Here is a 17,984-nt window from a genome sequence, read left to right on the forward strand (position 1 = left end):
CACATGACGGATTGATGACTTGTCATTAGTCCGAACGGACTAAAGTTGTAATGACCCAACAAATGTCCCGCGAGCGGTTCAGGGCTTGCGGTACGGCGCCGCCAGCGGCTCACCGATGAACACGCCCTGCGCCGGCCAGGACACGCTTTTCCAGTACGCCTCGATGGCGCTGTCGCCGTTCAGGTAATGGCGCAGCAGCACGGCCGGATGCGGGAATTTCTGCCAGTAATTGCAGGGTTCGCTGACGGTGCCGTAACTGGCCGTGGCGCCCGCCTCCAGCCAGCGCAGGCTGCTCATCTGGGTGGTGCCGTACAGGTCGCCGCCGAAGGAAGTCAGGTGGTCGGCCAGCGCGCCGGGCAGGAACGCCAGCGTGTCGAGCTTGTCCACTTTGGCCATGCCGGTCTGGTAGACCATGATGTCGCGCGCGCCTTCCAGCGCGTCCGCTTTCTGGTTGTGGATGGTGAGCTTGCGCTGCGCCAGCACGCCGGCGCGCGGATAGAACGGCACGCGGCTGTTGCGCTGCGCTTCGCTGGTGGCCAGGTAGTAGGCGCCTGCGGCCGGCACGCGGAAGCCGCTGGCCACGCCCCGCCCTATCAGTTCCTTGGCCTCCTCCACCGAATCGGCGGGCAGCAGCATGGCCAGGCGCATGCCAAGCGCACTGAAAGGCTGGGCCATGGCGGGCCCGGACGCGTTGAAATACGGACTGGGCTTGCTGGGCTGGCAGGTCTTGGCGCACAGGCCGCTGTCCAGGCCCAGCGCATAGGCGGCAGTGATGCCGTTGCACTCGACCGCGTAGGGGGCCGTCCACACCATCAGCACGGCCTGGATTTCGGGGCCGAGTTTGGCGTCGATGTCGTCCTTGAGCTGGCGGAATTGCGCGGCGCTGAGCTTGCGCGGCTTGTCCGGAATGTGCACGTGCACCATGTTGCCGGCCGGGATGCCGCGCTTCTGGCGGTAGAACTCGGCCACCTGCACGCTGTTGGGATCGTCGTCGTTGACGACCACGGCCAGCTGGGCTGGCAGGATGGCGGCCTGCGCCGGAACGCCGGCAAGGCAGAGCGCGGCGGCAGTGGCCGCGAGGGGGGACAATAAGCGAATAAGGATCTCCTGACGAAAAAACGGAAGCCGCAGCTTCCGTTCCGATTATAGCGCCCTCGGGCGCCGCATCATTCGCCTGGATCAAGCCTGATGCATCAAGCCTGATGGATCAAGCTTGATCTTCTCAAGCCTGGTTCTTGCGGCGGCGGGCCAGGAAGCCCAGTACGCCCAGGCCGCCCAGCATCATGCCGTAGGTCGCTGGCTCCGGTACCGGCGCCAGGGTCAGGTGGCCGGCGTAGCTGGCGTCATTGGTCGACAGCACGGTGCCGCTCACTTGCAGGTAGTAGCTGTCCGCAGTCAGCGGGCCCATCGATTTGATGGTCCAGACGTCGGCTGCGCCGTTGCCATGGTTGGTGCCGGCAACCACTTCGCCCAGCGCGTTGTACAGGCTCAGGCCGGTGATATCGAGGTTCTTGGCCGGACCGGCACCTGGCGAGACGGAAATGACGCCGCCCACGAAGTTGCTGAGGTTGCCGCTGGTGAAGGTGAAGCGGTCGGTGAACAGGTCGCCAACGCTGTAGGCGGTCAGGTCACGGCCGAAGTGCGCCGTGTTGCCGGTCAGCGAGGCAGCGGTGGTTTGACTGATGTCGGCGGCGTGCGCCAGGCTGCCGCCGGCAGTGGCGCCAACCAGGGCCAGCGCGGCCAGGATGGTTTTGGTTTTGGTCATATGTAACCCCGTTTAAAAAGATGGGTGGCTCGAAAAGCTGTCGAGTGCGCACAAGACTGCATCACCATCCTAGCATGATGAAAACGAAACATTAATCAGGAATCACTAAAAAATTTCCGTTCAAAAACAATGCCTTACGTAAATTTTGGGCGCAAAGTGGCTTGCAAGCCCGACAGTTAGGGGCTTCGCGGCCGGTACGCGCAACGGGGTAGGATTGAGCCTACAAAAATGCAAGCCATAGTTGAAGGGCCCGGTCCGGCGTGCGGACGAAAAAAAGGGGCCGCAGCCCCTTTTTCTGTTGTTCACCCGCCAGTTCAGGTGCGCTGATACACGTCTTCGAAGCGCACGATGTCGTCTTCGCCCAGGTAGCTGCCGGACTGCACTTCGATCAGGTGCAGCGGCAGTTTGCCTGGATTTTCCAGGCGGTGGTTCATACCGATTGGAATGTAGGTCGATTCGTTTTCAGTCAGCAGCGTGACTTTCTCGCCGCAGGTGACACGCGCGGTGCCGCTCACCACGATCCAGTGTTCAGCGCGATGGTGGTGCATCTGCAGCGACAGCTTGCCGCCCGGATTGACCGTGATGCGCTTGACCTGGAAGCGCTCGCCGATGTCGATGCCCTCGTAGCAGCCCCACGGACGGTACACCTTGGTGTGGTGCAGGTGTTCGGTGCGGTCCTTGGTCTTCAGGTGGTCGACGATCTGCTTGACGCGCTGCACCTGGTTCTTGTGGGCCACCAGCACGGCGTCATTGGTCTCCACCACCACCAGGTCCTTGACGCCCACCACCGCCACGATGCGGCTCTCGGCGCGCACCAGGGTGCCCTGCACGTCGTCCAGGTAGACGTCGCCGCGGGTGACGTTGCCGTTCGCGTCCTTCGGCAGCACGTCATGCAGCGCGGACCAGGAACCGACGTCGTTCCAGCCGATGTCGGCCGGCACCACCACGGCGTGCTGGGTCTTTTCCATCACGGCGTAGTCGATCGAGTCCGACGGGCAAGCCGTGAAGGCGGCTTCGTCCAGGCGGCAGAAGTCCAGGTCGCGGTAATCCTTCTGCACGGCCGCCTCGGCGGCAGCGGCGATGGCCGGCTGGAACTTGGCCAGTTCGGCGATGTAGGCGTCGGCGCGGAACAGGAACATGCCGCTGTTCCAGTAGTAATTGCCGGCAGCAACGAAGGCTTCGGCGGTTTCGCGGTTCGGCTTCTCGACAAAGCGGTCCACCTTGTAGCATTGCTCGGCGCCGGCGCCGGCGCCGCTCTGAATGTAGCCATAGCCGGTTTCCGGCGCGGTCGGCACGATGCCGAAGGTGGCCAGCGAGCCGTCCTTGACCAGCATCAGCGCGCGTTCCACCGCCTGGTGGAAGGCGGCCACGTCATTGATGACGTGGTCGGCCGGCAACACCAGCATGATGGCGTCGGCGTCGATGCCCTTCAGGTAGTGGGCGGCGGCAGCCACGGCCGGCGCGGTGTTGCGGCCCACCGGCTCCAGCAAGATGCCCAGCGGCTTGATGTTGATTTCCCGCATCTGTTCGGCGACCAGGAAACGGTGCTCGTTGCCGCACACGATCAGCGGCTGCATCAGTTCCACGGTGGCGCTGGGCGCGCGGCCGGCCACGCGCAGCGCGGTTTCCTGCAGCATGGTCTTGTCGGCCACCAGCGGCAACAGCTGCTTGGGCAGCACGGCGCGCGACAGCGGCCACAAACGGGTGCCGGCGCCGCCGGACAGTATGACGGGATAAATTTTCATTCAGTAACGATCCAATTTTATTTATAGAGTAATTCTTCTTGCCTGCGGCGGCGACGGCGGTCACGGGCGTTGGCCCATTCGCCCGTTTCATATTCTGAAACGTGCTTCATTTCACCTGCTCGGTCGACACTATAATCCTTGAAGACAATCAATTCTTCCAAGGTAACATCCGGTAACACGCGAGTATATTCGAACAACACACTTCGCACCACCTCCGCGCCGCTGCAGACGTGGCTGCCGTGGCCTATCCACGTCGGTCCCACGATGTGGGCCCCGGCGTCCACCTTGGCGCCGGAGCCGATGTAGACCGGCCCCTCGATCCTGGTGCCGCCGCTCCAGTCGATGCTGGTGTTCAGGCCGACCCACAGGCCCTCGTCTACCTGGATGCCGGGCACTTTCATGTTTTCCACCTCGCCCAGCAGCACGCTTTGCAGCACTTCCCAGTAATCCTTGACGCTGCCGATGTCGATCCAGTTGAATTTGCGCTGCTGCGCGAAGAAAGGCAAGCCTTTTTCAGCCAGCAGCGGGAACAGTTCGGAGCCGATGTCGAACGGCCGGTCGGTCGGGATCAGGTCGATCACTTCCGGCTCGAAGATGTAGATGCCGGTGCTGGCGAAGTTCGACAGCGCCTCTTCCTGCGTGGGCTTTTCCTGGAAGGCGCGGATGCGGCCGTCGGCGTCGGTGACCACCACGCCGTAGCTGGGCACCTTGTCCCATGGTACTTCGCGCGTGATGACGGAGGCCAGGGCGCCCTTGCGGCGGTGCTCGAACAGGGCCGACTTGATGTCCAGGTCGATGATGGCGTCGCCGCACAGCACGATGGTGGTGTCGTCGAAGAAGCCGCCGAATTCCTGGATCTTCTTGATGCCGCCGGCCGAACCCAGCGGTTCAGGCACCACTTCGCCGTCGTTATTGGTGTAGCCCTCGAAGGAATAGCCGATCTGCACGCCGAACTGGTGCCCCTCGCCGAAGTACTCCTCGATTTTCTCGTGCAGATAGCTGACGTTGACCATGATTTCCGTGATGCCGTAGCGGGCCAGGTGCTCCACCAGGTAGGCCATGACGGGCTTGCCCAGAATGGGAATCATGGGCTTCGGTAAATCATAGGTCAGTGGGCGCACGCGCGTTCCCTTGCCGGCTGCCAATATCATTGCTTTCATGCGTACACTCCTTAATTAAAAAAGGGCCGCAAGCGGCCCCGTGCAGTTGCTTACAGGCGCCAGACGCACAGTCCGGCGTCTTTCAGCGCGGCCGTATCGAACGCCGCCTTGACGTCGATGAAGCAGCCGCCCTTGATGAGTTTTTTCTGGATGTCCTCGACCGGGCGCGCCAGCAGCTCGGCATGCGACACCGCCGCCACCACCGCGTCCGCGCGCGGCAGCTGGTCCCAGCTGTGCAGGCGCACGCCGTATTCGTGCATGGCCTCGTCGGCATCCGCATACGGGTCGTGCACGAATACTTCGATGCCGAAGTCGCGCAGTTCGTTGATCACGTCGCCCACCTTGGAGTTGCGCAGGTCGGCGCAGTTTTCCTTGAAGGTCAGGCCCAGCACGTTCACGCGCGCGCCCTTGATGTAGCTGCCGGCGGCAATCATGTTCTTGACGGTCTGCTCGGCAATATATTTACCCATGCCGTCGTTGATGCGGCGGCCGGCCAGGATGACCTGCGGGTTGTAGCCCAGCTGCTCGGCCTTGTGGGTCAGGTAGTAGGGATCGACGCCGATGCAGTGGCCGCCCACCAGGCCGGGGCTGAATTTCAGGAAGTTCCACTTGGTGCCGGCGGCCTGCAGCACTTCCGAGGTGTCGATGCCGATCTTGTCGAAGATGATGGCAAGCTCGTTCATCAGGGCGATGTTCAGGTCGCGCTGGGTGTTCTCGATGACCTTGCACGCTTCGGCCGCCTTGATGCTGGTGCAGCGGTGCACGCCGGGCACCACGATGCGCTCGTACAGCTGGGCCACTTTTTCCAGCGTCTCCGGCGTGTCGCCGGCCACCACTTTCAGGATGGTGGTCAGGGTGTGGTGCTTGTCGCCCGGGTTGATGCGCTCGGGCGAGTAGCCGACGTTGAAGCCTTCCTTCCATTTCTTGCCGGAGGCCTGCTCCAGCACGGGGATGCACACTTCTTCGGTGGCGCCCGGGTACACGGTGGACTCGTAGACCACGATGGCGCCGTCCTTCATGTGCTTGCCCACGCTCTTGCTGGCGCCCACCAGCGGGGTGAAGTCGGGATTGTGCGCATTGTCGACCGGGGTCGGCACGGCCACCACGATGATGTCGGCCTCGGCCAGCATGGCCGGATCGGCGGTGTACTCGGCGTGTTCGGAGGCGGCCATCTGTTCGTCGCTCAGTTCGCGCGATGGGTCGGTGCCGTGGCGGCAAGCGTCCACCTTGGCTTGCGAGATATCAAAACCGATGGTGCGGCCATGCTTGCCGAACTCGATCACCAGAGGCAGGCCCACGTAGCCCAGGCCAATTACTGCAACTGTCGTCATATTCTTCATCCTAGTGTTTGGAGGTGCTGATCAGCGGCGTGCCGCTTCTTTGAGGAACAGCCAGACAAAGGCCATGTCCTCGATAAAATAGCGCCGGAACATACGGCGCGGTTCCTGCAGAAAACGGTAGAACCATTCCAGCCCGGACTTTTGCATCCACAGCGGGGCGCGCTTGACGCGGCCGACCGCCACGTCGAAGGTGCCGCCCACGCCCATGGCGAACGGGATCTTCATGTGTTCCTGGTACTGGCCCAGGAAGTGTTCTTTCTTGGGCGAGCTGATGGCAACGAACAGCAGGTCGGCCTTGGCGGCGCGGATCTGCTCGACCACGCCGGCTTCCTCTTCGGGCTTCCAGTAGCCGTTGCGGTAGCCGCACACGGTCAGGCCCGGGTATTTGATCTCGTACTGGCGCTTCACCTCGGACACCACTTCTTCGCGCGCCCCCAGCAGGAACACACGCCAGCCAGTCTTGGACGAGCGCTGCATCAGCGCCTCGAACAGGTCCACGCCGGCTACGCGCTCCTTGAGCGGCTTGCCCAGCAGGCGCGAAGCCCACACCACCGGCATGCCGTCCACGTTGATCAGCGCGCATTCATTGATGATGCGGCGCAGCTCGGCGTCGTGCGCGGCCTTGACCAGCTTGTCGACATTGACCACCACGTGCTGGTGCGGCTTGCCGCTCTGGATGAAACCGTCGATTGTCTGCAGGGTCTCTTCCATCGTCAGATTATCGACCTGGCAGCCCATCATGGAGATGCGTTGGCTCATACCGTTCGCTCCTTTGTCAGTTCCTTGTCGAGCACGGCGACAATGCGCTCGGCGGCCTTGCCGTCCCACAGGTGGGGGCGGCGGCCCTGCTTGCCCTCGCCGCGCAGGATTTGCGCGGCCGCGGCGGTGATCGCTTGCGGCGAAGTGCCGGCGAGCACATTGGTGCCCTCCTCCACCGTGACCGGGCGCTCGGTGTTCTCGCGCAAGGTGACGCAGGGCACGCCCAGCGCCGTGGTTTCTTCCTGCAGGCCGCCGCTGTCGGTCAACACCAGGGCGGCATCCTTCCACAGGTCGAGGAAGGCCATGTAGCCTTGCGGGCCGACCAGGGTGATGTCCGGGCCCAGGCTGATGTCGAATTTTTCCAGGTTGGCGCGGGTGCGCGGGTGCACCGGGAACACCAGCGGCAGCTCGCGCGCGATCTCGCGCAGCGCGCCGGCCAGCTGGCCCAGCATGGCCGCATCGTCCACGTTGCTGGGACGGTGCAGGGTGACCACGCCGTAGCGCTTGCCGCCGGACAGGCCGAGGTCCGCCTTGATGGCTGCGCTGTCCAGGCCGGCGCCGCCGCTGGCGGCCAGCTTGTTGGCCTGGAACAGCACGTTGTCCACCATCACGTGGCCCACGTAGTGCACGGCCGCTTCAGGCTTGCCTTCGCGGCGCAGGTGCTCCACCGCGCTCGGCTCGGTGACGAAGAACCAGTCGCTGATGCTGTCGGTCACCAGCCGGTTGATCTCTTCGGGCATGCTCATGTCGCCGCTGCGCAGCCCCGCTTCCACGTGGGCCACCGGAATGGTCAGCTTCTTGGCGACAATGGAGCAGGCCAGCGTGGAGTTGACGTCGCCCACCACCAGCACCGCGTCCGGGCGCTGTGCAATGCACAATTCCTCGAAGGCCAGCATGATCTTGGCAGTCTGCTGGGCGTGGCTGCCGCCGCCGGCGGCCATGAACAGGTCGGGCTGGGGGATGCCGAGCTCTTCGAAGAAGACGTCGTTCATCTCGCGGTCATAGTGCTGGCCGGTATGAATGATCTTGAACGACAGCCCGCCGTGCGCCTGCAGCGCGCGCACGATGGGAGCGATTTTCATGAAGTTCGGACGCGCACCGGCGACCAGATAAATCATAGCCATAACATTCCTAAGCATAAAAAAGATCAAAGAGACAACATCTTAATCGCAGTGCAGCAAATCCTGTCGCACGGCTGAGTCAGGCTGCGCGCGCCAGCCCGTTCGCCACGATGGCAGGGCTGAGCGGCACGCCCAATTCGGTATAGATCGCGCGCAGCTGCGCCAGCACGGCGTCGAACGAATAGTCGCGGCCGACGCGCGCGAAGGCGCGCTCGCGCAGGCGGGCGCGCAGCGCCGGGTCTTGCAGGGCGGCGATAATGGCAGCGGCCAGCGCCGTGCCCGGTCCGGGCGGCACCAGCAGCGCTTCCACGCCGTCGTCGATAAAATCCGGAATGCCGCCGACCGGGGTGGCAATCACCGGCACGCCGCAGGACATGGCTTCCAGCAGCGCCACGCCGAGCGCTTCGAAATACGTGGGCAGCACGAACAGGTCGGCCTGCTCCAGGTGCTGCTGCTTGGCCGCGCCGTCGACCCAGCCCGGCAGGCGCACCGCGTGCGCCACGCCCAGCTCTTCGGCCAGCTTGCGCACGCCTTCGATTTCGCCGTCGCCGGCAAAGACAAAGGTGGTGCCGGGCAGCGCGGCCAGCACGGCGGGGATGGCGCGCACCAGGTCGAAGATGCCCTTTTTCTCGTGCAGGCGGCCCAGGAACAGCACGGTGGCGCCCGGCGCACCGGCCACGGCCGGGCTGCGCAGCGGCGCCAGCAGCGGCGGCACGCGCACCGGATTGCCCACCACCGCCACGCGCGCGGCCGGTTCGATGCGCAGCACGTCTGCCCGCCAGCGTGGCGCCACCACCACCACGCGCGCGGCGCGGCGCAGCACCAGGCGCACCCAGGCGCGCGCGGCCGCGCCGCAGCTGTGCGCATAAAAATCGGGGAATTCACCGCTATGGATATGGAACACATAGGGCACGCGGAAGGCGAAGGCCAGCGCCGCCACCAGCGACTTGCGCCAGAAACTGCCGCGCGAAGCGCTGTGCACGTGCACCACATCCACCCGGCGCGCGGCCAGCAGCCACACAACGCGCCACAGCGCGGAGGCCATGGTGCGCAGCTGGGTCAGCTTGCCCTTGCCTTCGTAGGTCGAGATGTAGCGCACGCCCCACTGTTCGAACAGGCGCACGTCCATATAGGAGCGGATCACGGCGGTGATGCCGCCGTGGGCCTCCAGGCCGGTGCCGACCATCAAAATGCGGCGCGGGCCAGAAACTGCTGTGCTGGCTGAACTCATGACTGATCAATGACTAAAATGAAAGTAAGCAAGACAATCATAGCAGTAATGCACGACAATTCTATCGTGCTCGGTGCGCACGATACGAGATATGTTTAGAGCAAGTTTGACAAAGTGCCATGCTAGAATCAGAGCATGAAAATCAGCATCGTCATCCCCGCCTATAACGCCGCTTCCTGCATCGCCACGGCGCTGGAATCCGTCCAGAAACAAAGCTACCGCGACTGGGAAATCATCGTGGTGGACGACTGTTCGCGCGACGACACGCGCGAGCTGGTGCGGCGCTGGGCGCTGGCCGACGACCGCATCCGCCTGATCGAGCAGCCGCAGAACGGCGGCCCGGCGGTGGCCCGCAACGCCGGCTTCGACGCCGCGCGCGGCGAGTGGATCGCACTGCTCGATGCCGACGATGCCTGGACCGAGGACAGGCTGGCCAGCTTCCTGCCCTACTTGCAGGCGGACCAGCACGACCTGCTGTGCGACCGTCTGGCGCTGTACAACGCGGCGCAGGACAAGGTGGTGGCGTCCAGCTGGCCCTGGGTGCGCACGGCGCGCCGCATCGGCATGCAGGAACTGCTGCTGTGGGATCTGCCGGGCCAGCGCGCGCCGCTGGGCTGGACCAAGCCGCTGTTCCGCCGCGCCTGGCTCAACCAGCACGGCTTGCGCTACCAGCCGGCGCTGCGCTTCGGCGAGGACTGGCGCCTGCTGGTGGATGCCGTGATGGCCGGTGCCCGCACCGCGCTGCTGCCGTTCGCAGGCTACCGCTACACCATGCGGCTGGCGGAAAAAAATTTCAGCCAGACCAAGGTGGACACGGTGTCGCCGTTGCGGCTGCACCGCGACATCCTGCAGCAATATGGCGCGCGCTGGCCGCAAGCGGCCCGCATGGCCGCGCGCCTGCGCGGCTGGCTGATCGGCGGCCTGGACGCCAAGGCACGCCTCAAGCCCGCCGTGCGCGGCAAGCGCTGGCTGGAACTGGCGCAGCTGCTGCTGACCAGCCCGCGCTGCTGGGGCATCCTGCTGGTGCACCAGTACGAAAAACTGGTCTGGTACCGCTGATCCGTCTCCCCCTGCGCGCCGCTGAGCGCGGCGCACTTCTCCCCGCACTTCCCTGCATCTCTTCCGCGCGGCATCGCCGCGGCCAGGCGGGCTTGCGCCGATGCCCGACCGCGGGCCCCGCCGCCCTCAGGCCGCCCAGGGCGTGGCCGGCACCGCTGCCGGCCTGGCCGCATGCGCGGAGAACTCGCCGCCGCGCTTGGCGCGCTCGGCCGCTTCCGCGCGGCGCAGCTGCAGCGAATACGCGAACGCCATGCCGAAGAACATGAACGGGACCGCCACCGCGTTCGGGTCGCCGTAGATTGGCGCCGTCAGCGAGCCGGTGAAGGCCAGGAAGTGGCCCACGAAAGCCAGGCGCCACAGCATGCGCTCGCGCGGATGCTGCACGGTCCAGGCGCGCTGCAGCGCGAACAAGGTCATCACGCCGCCAAACAGGAACACCACGCTGCCGCCTATCCAGCCGGTTTCAGCGAACAGGTTGGGCCAGTAGGTATCCAGCAGGTACAAGTCCTGGCGATACCACCAGTAGCGCGTGCTGTAGCCCAGCATTTCGTACACCGAACGGTCGTACATGCGGGCGGCGTCGCCGCCGAATTTGCCAAAGCCCGTGCCGAACGGGAAGTAGGTATTCGCGAGGTGGAAACCATCCAGGTAGAGCACGGTACGTGGATTGCCCAGCGCCTGGTAGGACGGCAGGATGCCCCACTGCAGCCCCAGCTCGGCGCGGTGCACCGGCCCCAGCATCAGCAGCAAGGCGCCCAGCAGCAGCGCCACAGCGGCCACGGCCAGCAGCACCGCGCTGATCCTCGGCTTCATCTTTGCCGCGAACAGCAGGATGGCGCAGGCCGCCAGGGCGTCGAAGATTTCCTGGCGCTCGCCGGCCAGCAGCAGCACCAGCATGAAGCCGCACAGCAGCAGGTAGTTGCCGATGGTGCTGCCCTGCCCGCCCAGCCGCCGCACGAAGACACAGCACAGGAACAGCGAGCCCACCGATGCGAGCACGCTGGGGTGGACAAACGGGCCGGTGGCCAGGTGCAGGCCGGGCACCAGCGGATTGCCGTTCTGGCCCCCGCCCGCGTTGCGCGCAATCAGGTGGTGCACCGACGGGGCGGCGAATTCCACCGCCAGCGCGGCCAGGCACAGCACCAGCACCACCTTGACCAGCAGCCAGAAGCGCTGTTCGCTGCGCTCGCCCAAGGTGACGCTAAAGCCCAGCAGCAGCATGATGGGCAGTTTCAGGTCGTAGCCGATCTGGTAGAAGAAGGGATGCCAGTGGATGCGGCCGGCACTGATGGAGCTGGCCGCGCCCAGCGCGAAGAACAGGGCGAACACGGCCACCATCAGCTTGCCGAGCCAGGAATTGCCGGCAAAGATGAACAGGCCGCGCAAGGCGTAGATGGCCAGCGGGATCAGCACGATGGACATGACGCCGCGCGTACGCACCGGGGACACGGTGTCGGCCAGCGCCGTCAGCAGGGTCAATCCCAGCATCAGCCAGAATACGCCCTCGCCGCCGAAGCGGAAACTGGAAAACGAACCGGTGAACAGCAGCACGCCGAACACCAGCACCGGTGCAATCAGGATCAAGGCGAACAGGCCGGCGCCAAGGCCGACCAGGCCGCCGAACAGCAGCACGCTGAGCAGGCCGACCAGGACCAGGGGGAGCGCGGACAGGCTGGAGCGCAGCTTGCCGGGCATGCGCGGCGCGGTGGGGAACTTCATGATGGTTACCGTGGAAATCTGTAGTCCAGGTAACTTATCATATAGTCAAAAAACCGCCCACGCGATTGCGCAAGCGGTCTTCGGTTTACAGCGGCTTACTTCGGCGCGCAGGGGGTCTGCGAATACATCAGGTCGTAGGTGCTGGTGGGGCCGCCCAGATGGATGAAGTCGGCGTACAGATGGCGCGACGGCACCATCATGGTGCCCGGCAGGTACAGGCCCACCTTGGCGTAGTTGCCCAGCCAGGTTTCATAGCTGTTGTAGGTGTTCTTGGCGCTGAACACCTCGGTGCCGTTCATCCATACCTGGATCTGGCCCACACCGGGCTTGTACGACCAGTCGGCGCGCACCACGAAGCAATACCACTTGTTCAGCTCGATGGTGCCGAGCCGGATCGACTCGGCCACCGAATTGGCGCGCGTGGCCGGGTCGGTGCCGCCGCTGGTGCTGCGGTGGTTGTAATTGAAGTCCAGCGACAGCGTGCGGTCCAGCACGGTCAGCGAGGCCGGCGGCGACACCACGGCCGTGTTCTGGCTGGTGTGCAGCTGCGCCACCAGGGTGGGCGTGTTGCTGAACACCCAGTCGCCCGGGAAATACATGCTGAAGGTGTACCAGCGCAGCCCTTCCTTCACGTATTCGTTGCGCGGCGAAATCTCGGTGCGCGAGCCGCCCAACACCAGCGGATCGGTCTTCGCCACTTTCATGTGGAACACCTTCCTGCCGCTGCCGGCCGGATCGTCCTCCAGCGTCACGTTGCTGGGCGAACCACTGTTGATGGTGTAGAAATCCGGGAAATAGCGGATGGTGGCGGTGGCGTTGGCCGCCAGCAGCCAGGAAATGTACTGGTAGGTCTTAGGGTTGGTGGCCATGGTGGTGACCGGACCGCCGCGCGCCGGGTCGATCTGGGCGTGGGCGCCCGCCATGGTGCCGCACAGGGCTGCCAGCGCGATAAGTTTTTTCGTCAGTTGCATGCTTAACCTCTCTCGGGTTTATTTCACCAGCGCCGTGGTCGCGGTGGTGGTTTTGCATGGCGTTTCCGCCAATAGTTTTTCCAGGGTGGTGTCCGGGCCGCCCAGGCGGATGAAGTCCGTGTACAGCACGCGCTCGGCCACGCCCAGCAAACCGGGGAAGGACAAGCCCACGCGCGGCACATTGCTGGCGCTGCCGGGATAGGAATTGATGTCGCGCTGCGCGTCGAAAATCTTGTCGCGGTTCTGGTAAATCGTCAGCGCGCCATTGCCCAGCGTGGGCGACCACTCGGAGCGTACGGCGAAGCAATACCATTTACCGGTCTGCAGCGTGCCCAGCTTGACGGCCTTGACCGCCGAATTGGCCACCGTGGCCACGTCCGTGGTGCCGCTCAGGGGGCGGTGGTTGAAGCCCAGGTTCAGTTCGATCGAGGTGCCGCGCACCACGATGGCCAGCGGTGCCGGCAAGCCGCCCACCGGCACCACCGGGCCCACCTGCGCCACGACAGCCGGGTTTGGGTGCGCCACCCAGGTGGTGGGGAAGTAGACGCTCAGGCCATACCAGCGCGGGCCGGTCATGGTGCCCTCGCCCTTCGGCAGAAAATCGGTGCGCAGCACGCCGCTCACCTTGGCGTCCGTGCTGCGCACGCGGGTGCGCAACACCGTGCGCCCGCTGCCCGACGGATCGGTGGCGTAGGTCAGGTTGCCGCTCCAGGCCGAATACAGCGCGTAGCGCTTGCTGAAATCGGCCTGCGGCACCGCGCCGCCCACGCTGGGATCGATCTGGCTCCAGGCAGTTGCGCTAGCCAATGCGCTCATAATAATAAAACCAAGTTTCGGTAATTGCATAACGGCGTTCCTCCGTGTTTCGTTATTTAATTACGATAGCATAAAACGAGCGAATTAAGCGTTGCCACGAGCCAACAATTCTATGCGATTCGCTTATTAATCGACGCGTGCAAAATTAGAATGAAATATCGCCAATTGATAAAGGCATCACGATTATTTATTTCCGTTAATATCAAATTGAGAATGGTGAGTTCATTTATATTAACTTGAAACAGCCGGCCTCTGGCGCAGCAGACGCAAGGCGCGCGCAGGCAGCAGGCCCAGTTCGGCGGCCGACAGCGGACGCAGCAGTAAAAGCGCGCCCCAACTCACGCCCGTGGCCGCGCACAATGCCAGCGCCAGGTGGAAGGCATCCGCCCCGCCCGGCAAGCCGGCCAGCACCATGGCAGCCAGCAGGCCGGCCAGCAGGTACTTGGCCAGCCCGCTCCAGTGCAGGCGGTAATGCCAGTGCGGCGTGCGCAGCTGGCGCAGCACCAGCGCCGAATAGACGGTCTCGGCCACCACCAGCACCGCAAAGAGCAGGCTCCAGCGCTGTTGCGGTGCCGCCAGCAGCAGCGCCAGCGGCGTCACCAGCAAGGCGAAATTGGCGCGCGTGGTGGCCGAGGAGCGGCCCAGGGTATGGGCCATCAGGTCGGTCAGTCGGCGATGGGCCAGGATCACCAGTACGGCCAGCCAGCCAGTCAGCAGCCAGTGCGCATCCGGGTAGCGGCCATTGCTGAGGAAGGCGGCCAGGTCGGCGCCGCGCACCGCGCACAGCACCAGCAAGGGCAGCAGGCACAGCAGATTGACCTTGTAGATCAGGCCGGCACGCAGGCCCAGCTTGTCCTTGTCCTGCTCGGCGGCATAGCGCACCACCAGCAGGGTGCGCACGATGCCCAGCAGGAATTCACTGGGCAGGTATTTGCGCACCTGCTCGGCGAGATTGCGGGCAAAGCCCAGCGGCGCGGCGGCGTCCGGCCCCAGGGTGCGGGTGGCCAGCAGGATCACGGCCTGCCAGCTCCAGGTCAGGTTGGCAATATTGCTCAGCCAGGCGTTGCGGCCCACGCGCAGCATGTCGCGCCAGGCCGGCATGCGCCACGGGGCCTGGGCCGCTGCGCCGGGCGCCTGGCCGGCGGGCGCCGCGGCTGCCTGCAGGCGCACCTGCAGCAGATGGCGCTGCAAACACCAGGCCGCCACCAGCAGGCTGCAGCTGCTGGCGATCAGTTCGCCCACCGCCAGCGCGTGCGCATTGCGCCATTCCTCATGCGAAAAGGCCAGCACGGCGTAGCCGGCCAGCGCCACGTTGCGCAGCAGCTGGCTGGCCTGGCCGGCTTTTTGCAATAGCAGGCTGGACAGCAGCTGGTCGCGGAACACCCGGCTCACGCCTTCGATCAGCATCACGCCCGCATACAGGCGCAGCACGCCGTCCGCGTCGCGCAGGCCCAGCCAGTGCGTCAGCAGCGGCGCTGTAAAAAACAGTATCAAGGACCCGCCCGCCAGCAGCAGCGCCTGCAGGCCGGCGCTCTGCCACACGAAGCGGTACAGCGCGCGCCCGCTGGCGTGCATGCGGATCTGGGGAATATAGATGCCGGTCACCCATTCCATGCCGAAACCGGATAAGACGATGCCCATTTCGATAATCGAATAGGCAGCCACATAATTAATATATTGATTCTCGGGGAGCTGGCGCGCAATCCAGATAAGAATAAAAAAAGCGGCCAACGCATTTAAAAAACGGCCGCCTACGTAATAGCCTATGCTTTTATTAAAAGCACGGCCCGAATAATTTTCAGACATAATCTTCTTTTTATGACTTCCTTGCGGGGTGGCCAACCAGCTTGGCCGCGTCGGCCGGCGGCAGGCTGCGCACCAGGTCGGCGATGAAACTATCCTGCAGCGCGTAGCCGGCCTCGCGGTCGGCGCCGATGTTGGACACGCGGAACAGCAGGCCGTCCGGGATCTGCCCGTTCAGGCTGAAGCGCAGCTGGGTCAGGCGCTGGGCCAGCGCCCCGTCCACGGTTTCGTCGCCCACCCGCACCCAGTAGCTGATCGGCTCCTGGCGCGCGCCCAGCGCCGCATACAGGCGGTTGACGGTGACGTTGGCGCCGCCGATCTGCTGCTGCTGCTGCGACACCTTGTCGACCCTGAAGCCCTGGGCCGAATAGCATTTCTCCGGGCGGTGCACGCGCAGCCGACCGGTCTGGTCGCCGCCATAGGCGATCGACAGCATCACCCGCTGGCCGCGCCCGTTGATGTAGGTGCGCGCCAGGGTTTCGTCGTACAGCTTGCCGATCACTTCTTCCACCTCGGGCGGGGGCAGCACCGGCACCACGGTGCGGTCGATGCGCCAGCCGGCGAACTCGGCCGGGATCAGGGTGTCCAGGCCCAGCTTTTCCATCTCGGGCGCATCGTGTTTTTTCGGCTTGAGCAAGGCGGCGGCCGCGCTGGTTCCGCCCATCAGGGCGGCCAGCACGGCGCCGGCGGCGGTTCTGCGGTTCATTTTGCACTCCTGTTCTGCACATGGGCGCGGGTGCGCACGGCACCGCGCAACAGCGTATCGACGCCGATGATGAGCAATAGCGCGCTAATAAATAGCACCATGCCGGCAAAGCCGTGCAAGAAACCCTGACCTGCGGCATCGCCAAAATGATAGGTAATCAAAGTCAGCGTAATGACGCGGATAATATTGGCGGTAAAGGAAATCGGCACGATCAATAAGGCCAGCCCCACATTGCGCAGGAAGGAGCCGTGCCGCACGATATTCAGGTACAGCAGGCCGAGCGCTTCCAGGGTGAACAGGGTGTGCAGGCCGGCGCACGCGTCAGCGACCAAAAGTTGATACTGGCCCACTTGCAGTACCACCCCGCTGCGCGCGATCGGGTATCCGAAGGCAAACAGGATGTGCTCGGCGCACCAGGACACCGCCATCTTCATCGGCATGGTCACCGTGTCAACAAACGGGCCCGGCAGCGGCAGCATGAACAGCATGAAGAACAGCGGGAACCACTGCACCCGTAGCGCGGCCGCCCCCTGCAGCAGCAGCAGCACCGCCACCACCGTGCACGGGAAGGAGAACATCTCGATCACCTGGATGTTGAGCACCCGCCCCAGCAGGTAGCACAACAGGCCCAGCACCAGCACCGGCCAGCCCCAGGCCGAACCGGGATTGGCCTGCTTGGCCGACACAGCCAGCATGGCTGGCCAGTTGCGGTACAGCAGCCACAGCGACACCCCCAGGATGATGGGGCCATGCGCCTGCTCTTCCCTGCCCCACACTTCCTGCAGCGCGTCGTAGAACGTGGGCAGGTAGAGGGCCAGCAGCCCGGCCAGCGCCAGCAGCCAGGCGACCGGCAGGGGGCCGGCGGCGGATTCGCGCGCCGGCGGCATAGGAGTGCTGGCGGAAAGCATTTAGTGCTCCACCATCACGGAACCGACCACGGCGATGCCAGCGTGCTGCAGCTGGTCCACGCAGGCGCTGATGGCGCCCAGCGAGGTGCGGTTCTTGCGCGCCACCAGCAGCACCCCGCCCACGCGGGAAGCCAGGGCCAGGGTGTCCGAGCCCAGCACGCAGGCCGGCGCATCGTACAGCACCACGTCGTAGCGCGATTCGAAATTGAGGTTCAGGCCGGCGAACGCGGCGCGCGCCAGCAATTCCTGCGGGTTGGGCGGCAAGGTGCCCGATACCAGCACCGACAGGTCGACCAGCTCGTCGATCTTTTCCACCACGCTCAGCTCGGCGCGGCCGGCCAGCACATCGGACAGGCCGGCGCGCTGCTTGAGGCCGAAGATGTCCTGCTGGCGCGGGGTGCGCAGATTGGCGTCCACCAGCAGGGTCTGTTCGCCCAGCTGCGAGAACACCACCGCCAGGTTGGCGGCAAACAGGCTGGCGCCGTCGCCCGGCTCCACGCCGGCCACGGCCAGCGCCTTGCGGCCGCGTCCGAACCAGCGCAGCATCAGCTGGCTGCGCACGGCGCGCAGCACTTCCACCTGCGGCGAGAAGGGATGGTAGGCCGCCACCAGCTGCGGCGACATGCCGCCGTCGCCCGGGGTCAGGTAGGGGTAGTCGAACTGGCGCGCCAGCACTTGCTGGATGTCGGCCTCGGAGATCAGGCCCAGGCGCTGGGCCGCCTCACCGAAGCGGATGCCCAGTTCCTGCTGCATGCGCAGCACGCGCTCGGCGTTTTCAGGGCTCAGCTTGCCGGAGGCCAGCAACAGGCCGCCGATGCTGGAGTCGACGGCGGGCGGCAGCGCCGCAGGAGTCATGGCAGGGTGGTTCATAATCAATCCCA

Annotated in this window: 16 protein-coding genes; 1 reads left to right on the forward strand and 15 read right to left on the reverse strand. The window is 64.9% G+C overall.

Annotation, left to right across the window (positions count from 1 at the left end; all coding sequences use genetic code 11):
* Positions 1 to 78 precede the first annotated feature (78 nt).
* The 8 genes from ASC94_RS25465 to ASC94_RS25500 all read right to left on the reverse strand — a co-directional run bounded on the left by ASC94_RS25465 (position 79) and on the right by ASC94_RS25500 (position 9,121).
* Positions 79 to 1,089, reverse strand: a complete 1,011-nt coding sequence (locus ASC94_RS25465) for a TIGR03790 family protein (RefSeq protein ID WP_229417408.1) — start codon at positions 1,087 to 1,089, stop codon at positions 79 to 81.
* 133 nt (positions 1,090 to 1,222) lie between these two features.
* Positions 1,223 to 1,765, reverse strand: coding sequence for an FxDxF family PEP-CTERM protein (locus tag ASC94_RS25470; protein WP_082616842.1), 543 nt, complete (start codon positions 1,763 to 1,765; stop codon positions 1,223 to 1,225).
* A gap of 314 nt (positions 1,766 to 2,079) precedes the next feature.
* Positions 2,080 to 3,510 carry a mannose-1-phosphate guanylyltransferase/mannose-6-phosphate isomerase gene (locus ASC94_RS25475; RefSeq protein ID WP_056402731.1) on the reverse strand — a complete coding sequence of 477 codons (1,431 nt, stop codon included), beginning with the start codon at positions 3,508 to 3,510 and terminating at the stop codon, positions 2,080 to 2,082.
* A 17-nt stretch (positions 3,511 to 3,527) separates the two neighbouring features.
* On the reverse strand, positions 3,528 to 4,670 hold the full coding sequence (locus ASC94_RS25480; protein WP_056402734.1) for a sugar phosphate nucleotidyltransferase: 1,143 nt from the start codon (positions 4,668 to 4,670) through the stop codon (positions 3,528 to 3,530).
* Positions 4,671 to 4,720: 50 nt separating this feature from the next.
* Positions 4,721 to 6,001 (reverse strand): nucleotide sugar dehydrogenase, encoded by a 1,281-nt coding sequence (locus ASC94_RS25485; protein WP_056402737.1) that lies wholly within the window; start codon positions 5,999 to 6,001, stop codon positions 4,721 to 4,723.
* Between the two features lie 30 nt (positions 6,002 to 6,031).
* The gene (locus ASC94_RS25490) at positions 6,032 to 6,769 is read right to left on the reverse strand and encodes a WecB/TagA/CpsF family glycosyltransferase (RefSeq protein ID WP_056402738.1); all 738 of its coding nucleotides are present in this window, start codon (positions 6,767 to 6,769) and stop codon (positions 6,032 to 6,034) included.
* Positions 6,766 to 7,893 (reverse strand): non-hydrolyzing UDP-N-acetylglucosamine 2-epimerase, encoded by a 1,128-nt coding sequence (gene wecB / locus ASC94_RS25495; protein ID WP_056402741.1) that lies wholly within the window; start codon positions 7,891 to 7,893, stop codon positions 6,766 to 6,768. The genes ASC94_RS25490 and wecB overlap by 4 nt, the downstream gene beginning before the upstream one ends.
* Before the next feature lie 76 nt (positions 7,894 to 7,969).
* On the reverse strand, positions 7,970 to 9,121 hold the full coding sequence (locus ASC94_RS25500) for a glycosyltransferase family 4 protein (protein ID WP_200955824.1): 1,152 nt from the start codon (positions 9,119 to 9,121) through the stop codon (positions 7,970 to 7,972).
* Positions 9,122 to 9,256: 135 nt separating this feature from the next.
* Here ASC94_RS25500 and ASC94_RS25505 point away from each other — a divergent pair, with 135 nt between their 5' ends.
* Positions 9,257 to 10,180, forward strand: a complete 924-nt coding sequence (locus tag ASC94_RS25505) for a glycosyltransferase family 2 protein (RefSeq protein WP_056402744.1) — start codon at positions 9,257 to 9,259, stop codon at positions 10,178 to 10,180.
* Between the two features lie 126 nt (positions 10,181 to 10,306).
* On the opposite strand, the gene ASC94_RS25510 is transcribed toward ASC94_RS25505, so the two are convergent.
* From ASC94_RS25510 to epsG, 7 genes are all read right to left on the reverse strand, one after another.
* Entirely contained in the window at positions 10,307 to 11,899 is a 1,593-nt protein-coding gene (locus tag ASC94_RS25510) for a hypothetical protein (RefSeq protein WP_056402747.1), read from the reverse strand.
* A 95-nt stretch (positions 11,900 to 11,994) separates the two neighbouring features.
* On the reverse strand, positions 11,995 to 12,870 hold the full coding sequence (locus ASC94_RS25515) for a polysaccharide lyase (RefSeq protein WP_056402752.1): 876 nt from the start codon (positions 12,868 to 12,870) through the stop codon (positions 11,995 to 11,997).
* 18 nt (positions 12,871 to 12,888) lie between these two features.
* Complete coding sequence (locus ASC94_RS25520) at positions 12,889 to 13,677, reverse strand: heparin lyase I family protein (protein WP_162251453.1); 789 nt, start codon at positions 13,675 to 13,677, stop codon at positions 12,889 to 12,891.
* 240 nt (positions 13,678 to 13,917) lie between these two features.
* Positions 13,918 to 15,492: a lipopolysaccharide biosynthesis protein gene (locus tag ASC94_RS25525; RefSeq protein ID WP_082616845.1), complete on the reverse strand. Its 1,575-nt coding sequence runs from the start codon at positions 15,490 to 15,492 to the stop codon at positions 13,918 to 13,920.
* A gap of 10 nt (positions 15,493 to 15,502) precedes the next feature.
* A complete protein-coding gene (gene epsI / locus ASC94_RS25530) occupies positions 15,503 to 16,195 on the reverse strand; it encodes an exosortase-associated protein EpsI, B-type (protein ID WP_056402763.1) in 693 nt (230 codons plus the stop codon).
* Positions 16,192 to 17,103 carry an exosortase B gene (xrtB, locus tag ASC94_RS25535; RefSeq protein ID WP_200955825.1) on the reverse strand — a complete coding sequence of 304 codons (912 nt, stop codon included), beginning with the start codon at positions 17,101 to 17,103 and terminating at the stop codon, positions 16,192 to 16,194. Before xrtB ends, epsI begins: the two co-directional genes overlap by 4 nt.
* Positions 17,104 to 17,973, reverse strand: a complete 870-nt coding sequence (gene epsG, locus ASC94_RS25540; RefSeq protein ID WP_056403474.1) for a chain length determinant protein tyrosine kinase EpsG — start codon at positions 17,971 to 17,973, stop codon at positions 17,104 to 17,106.
* Between the last annotated feature and the right edge of the window lie 11 nt (positions 17,974 to 17,984).

This window comes from Massilia sp. Root418, assembly GCF_001425265.1.
Classification (GTDB): domain Bacteria; phylum Pseudomonadota; class Gammaproteobacteria; order Burkholderiales; family Burkholderiaceae_D; genus Rugamonas.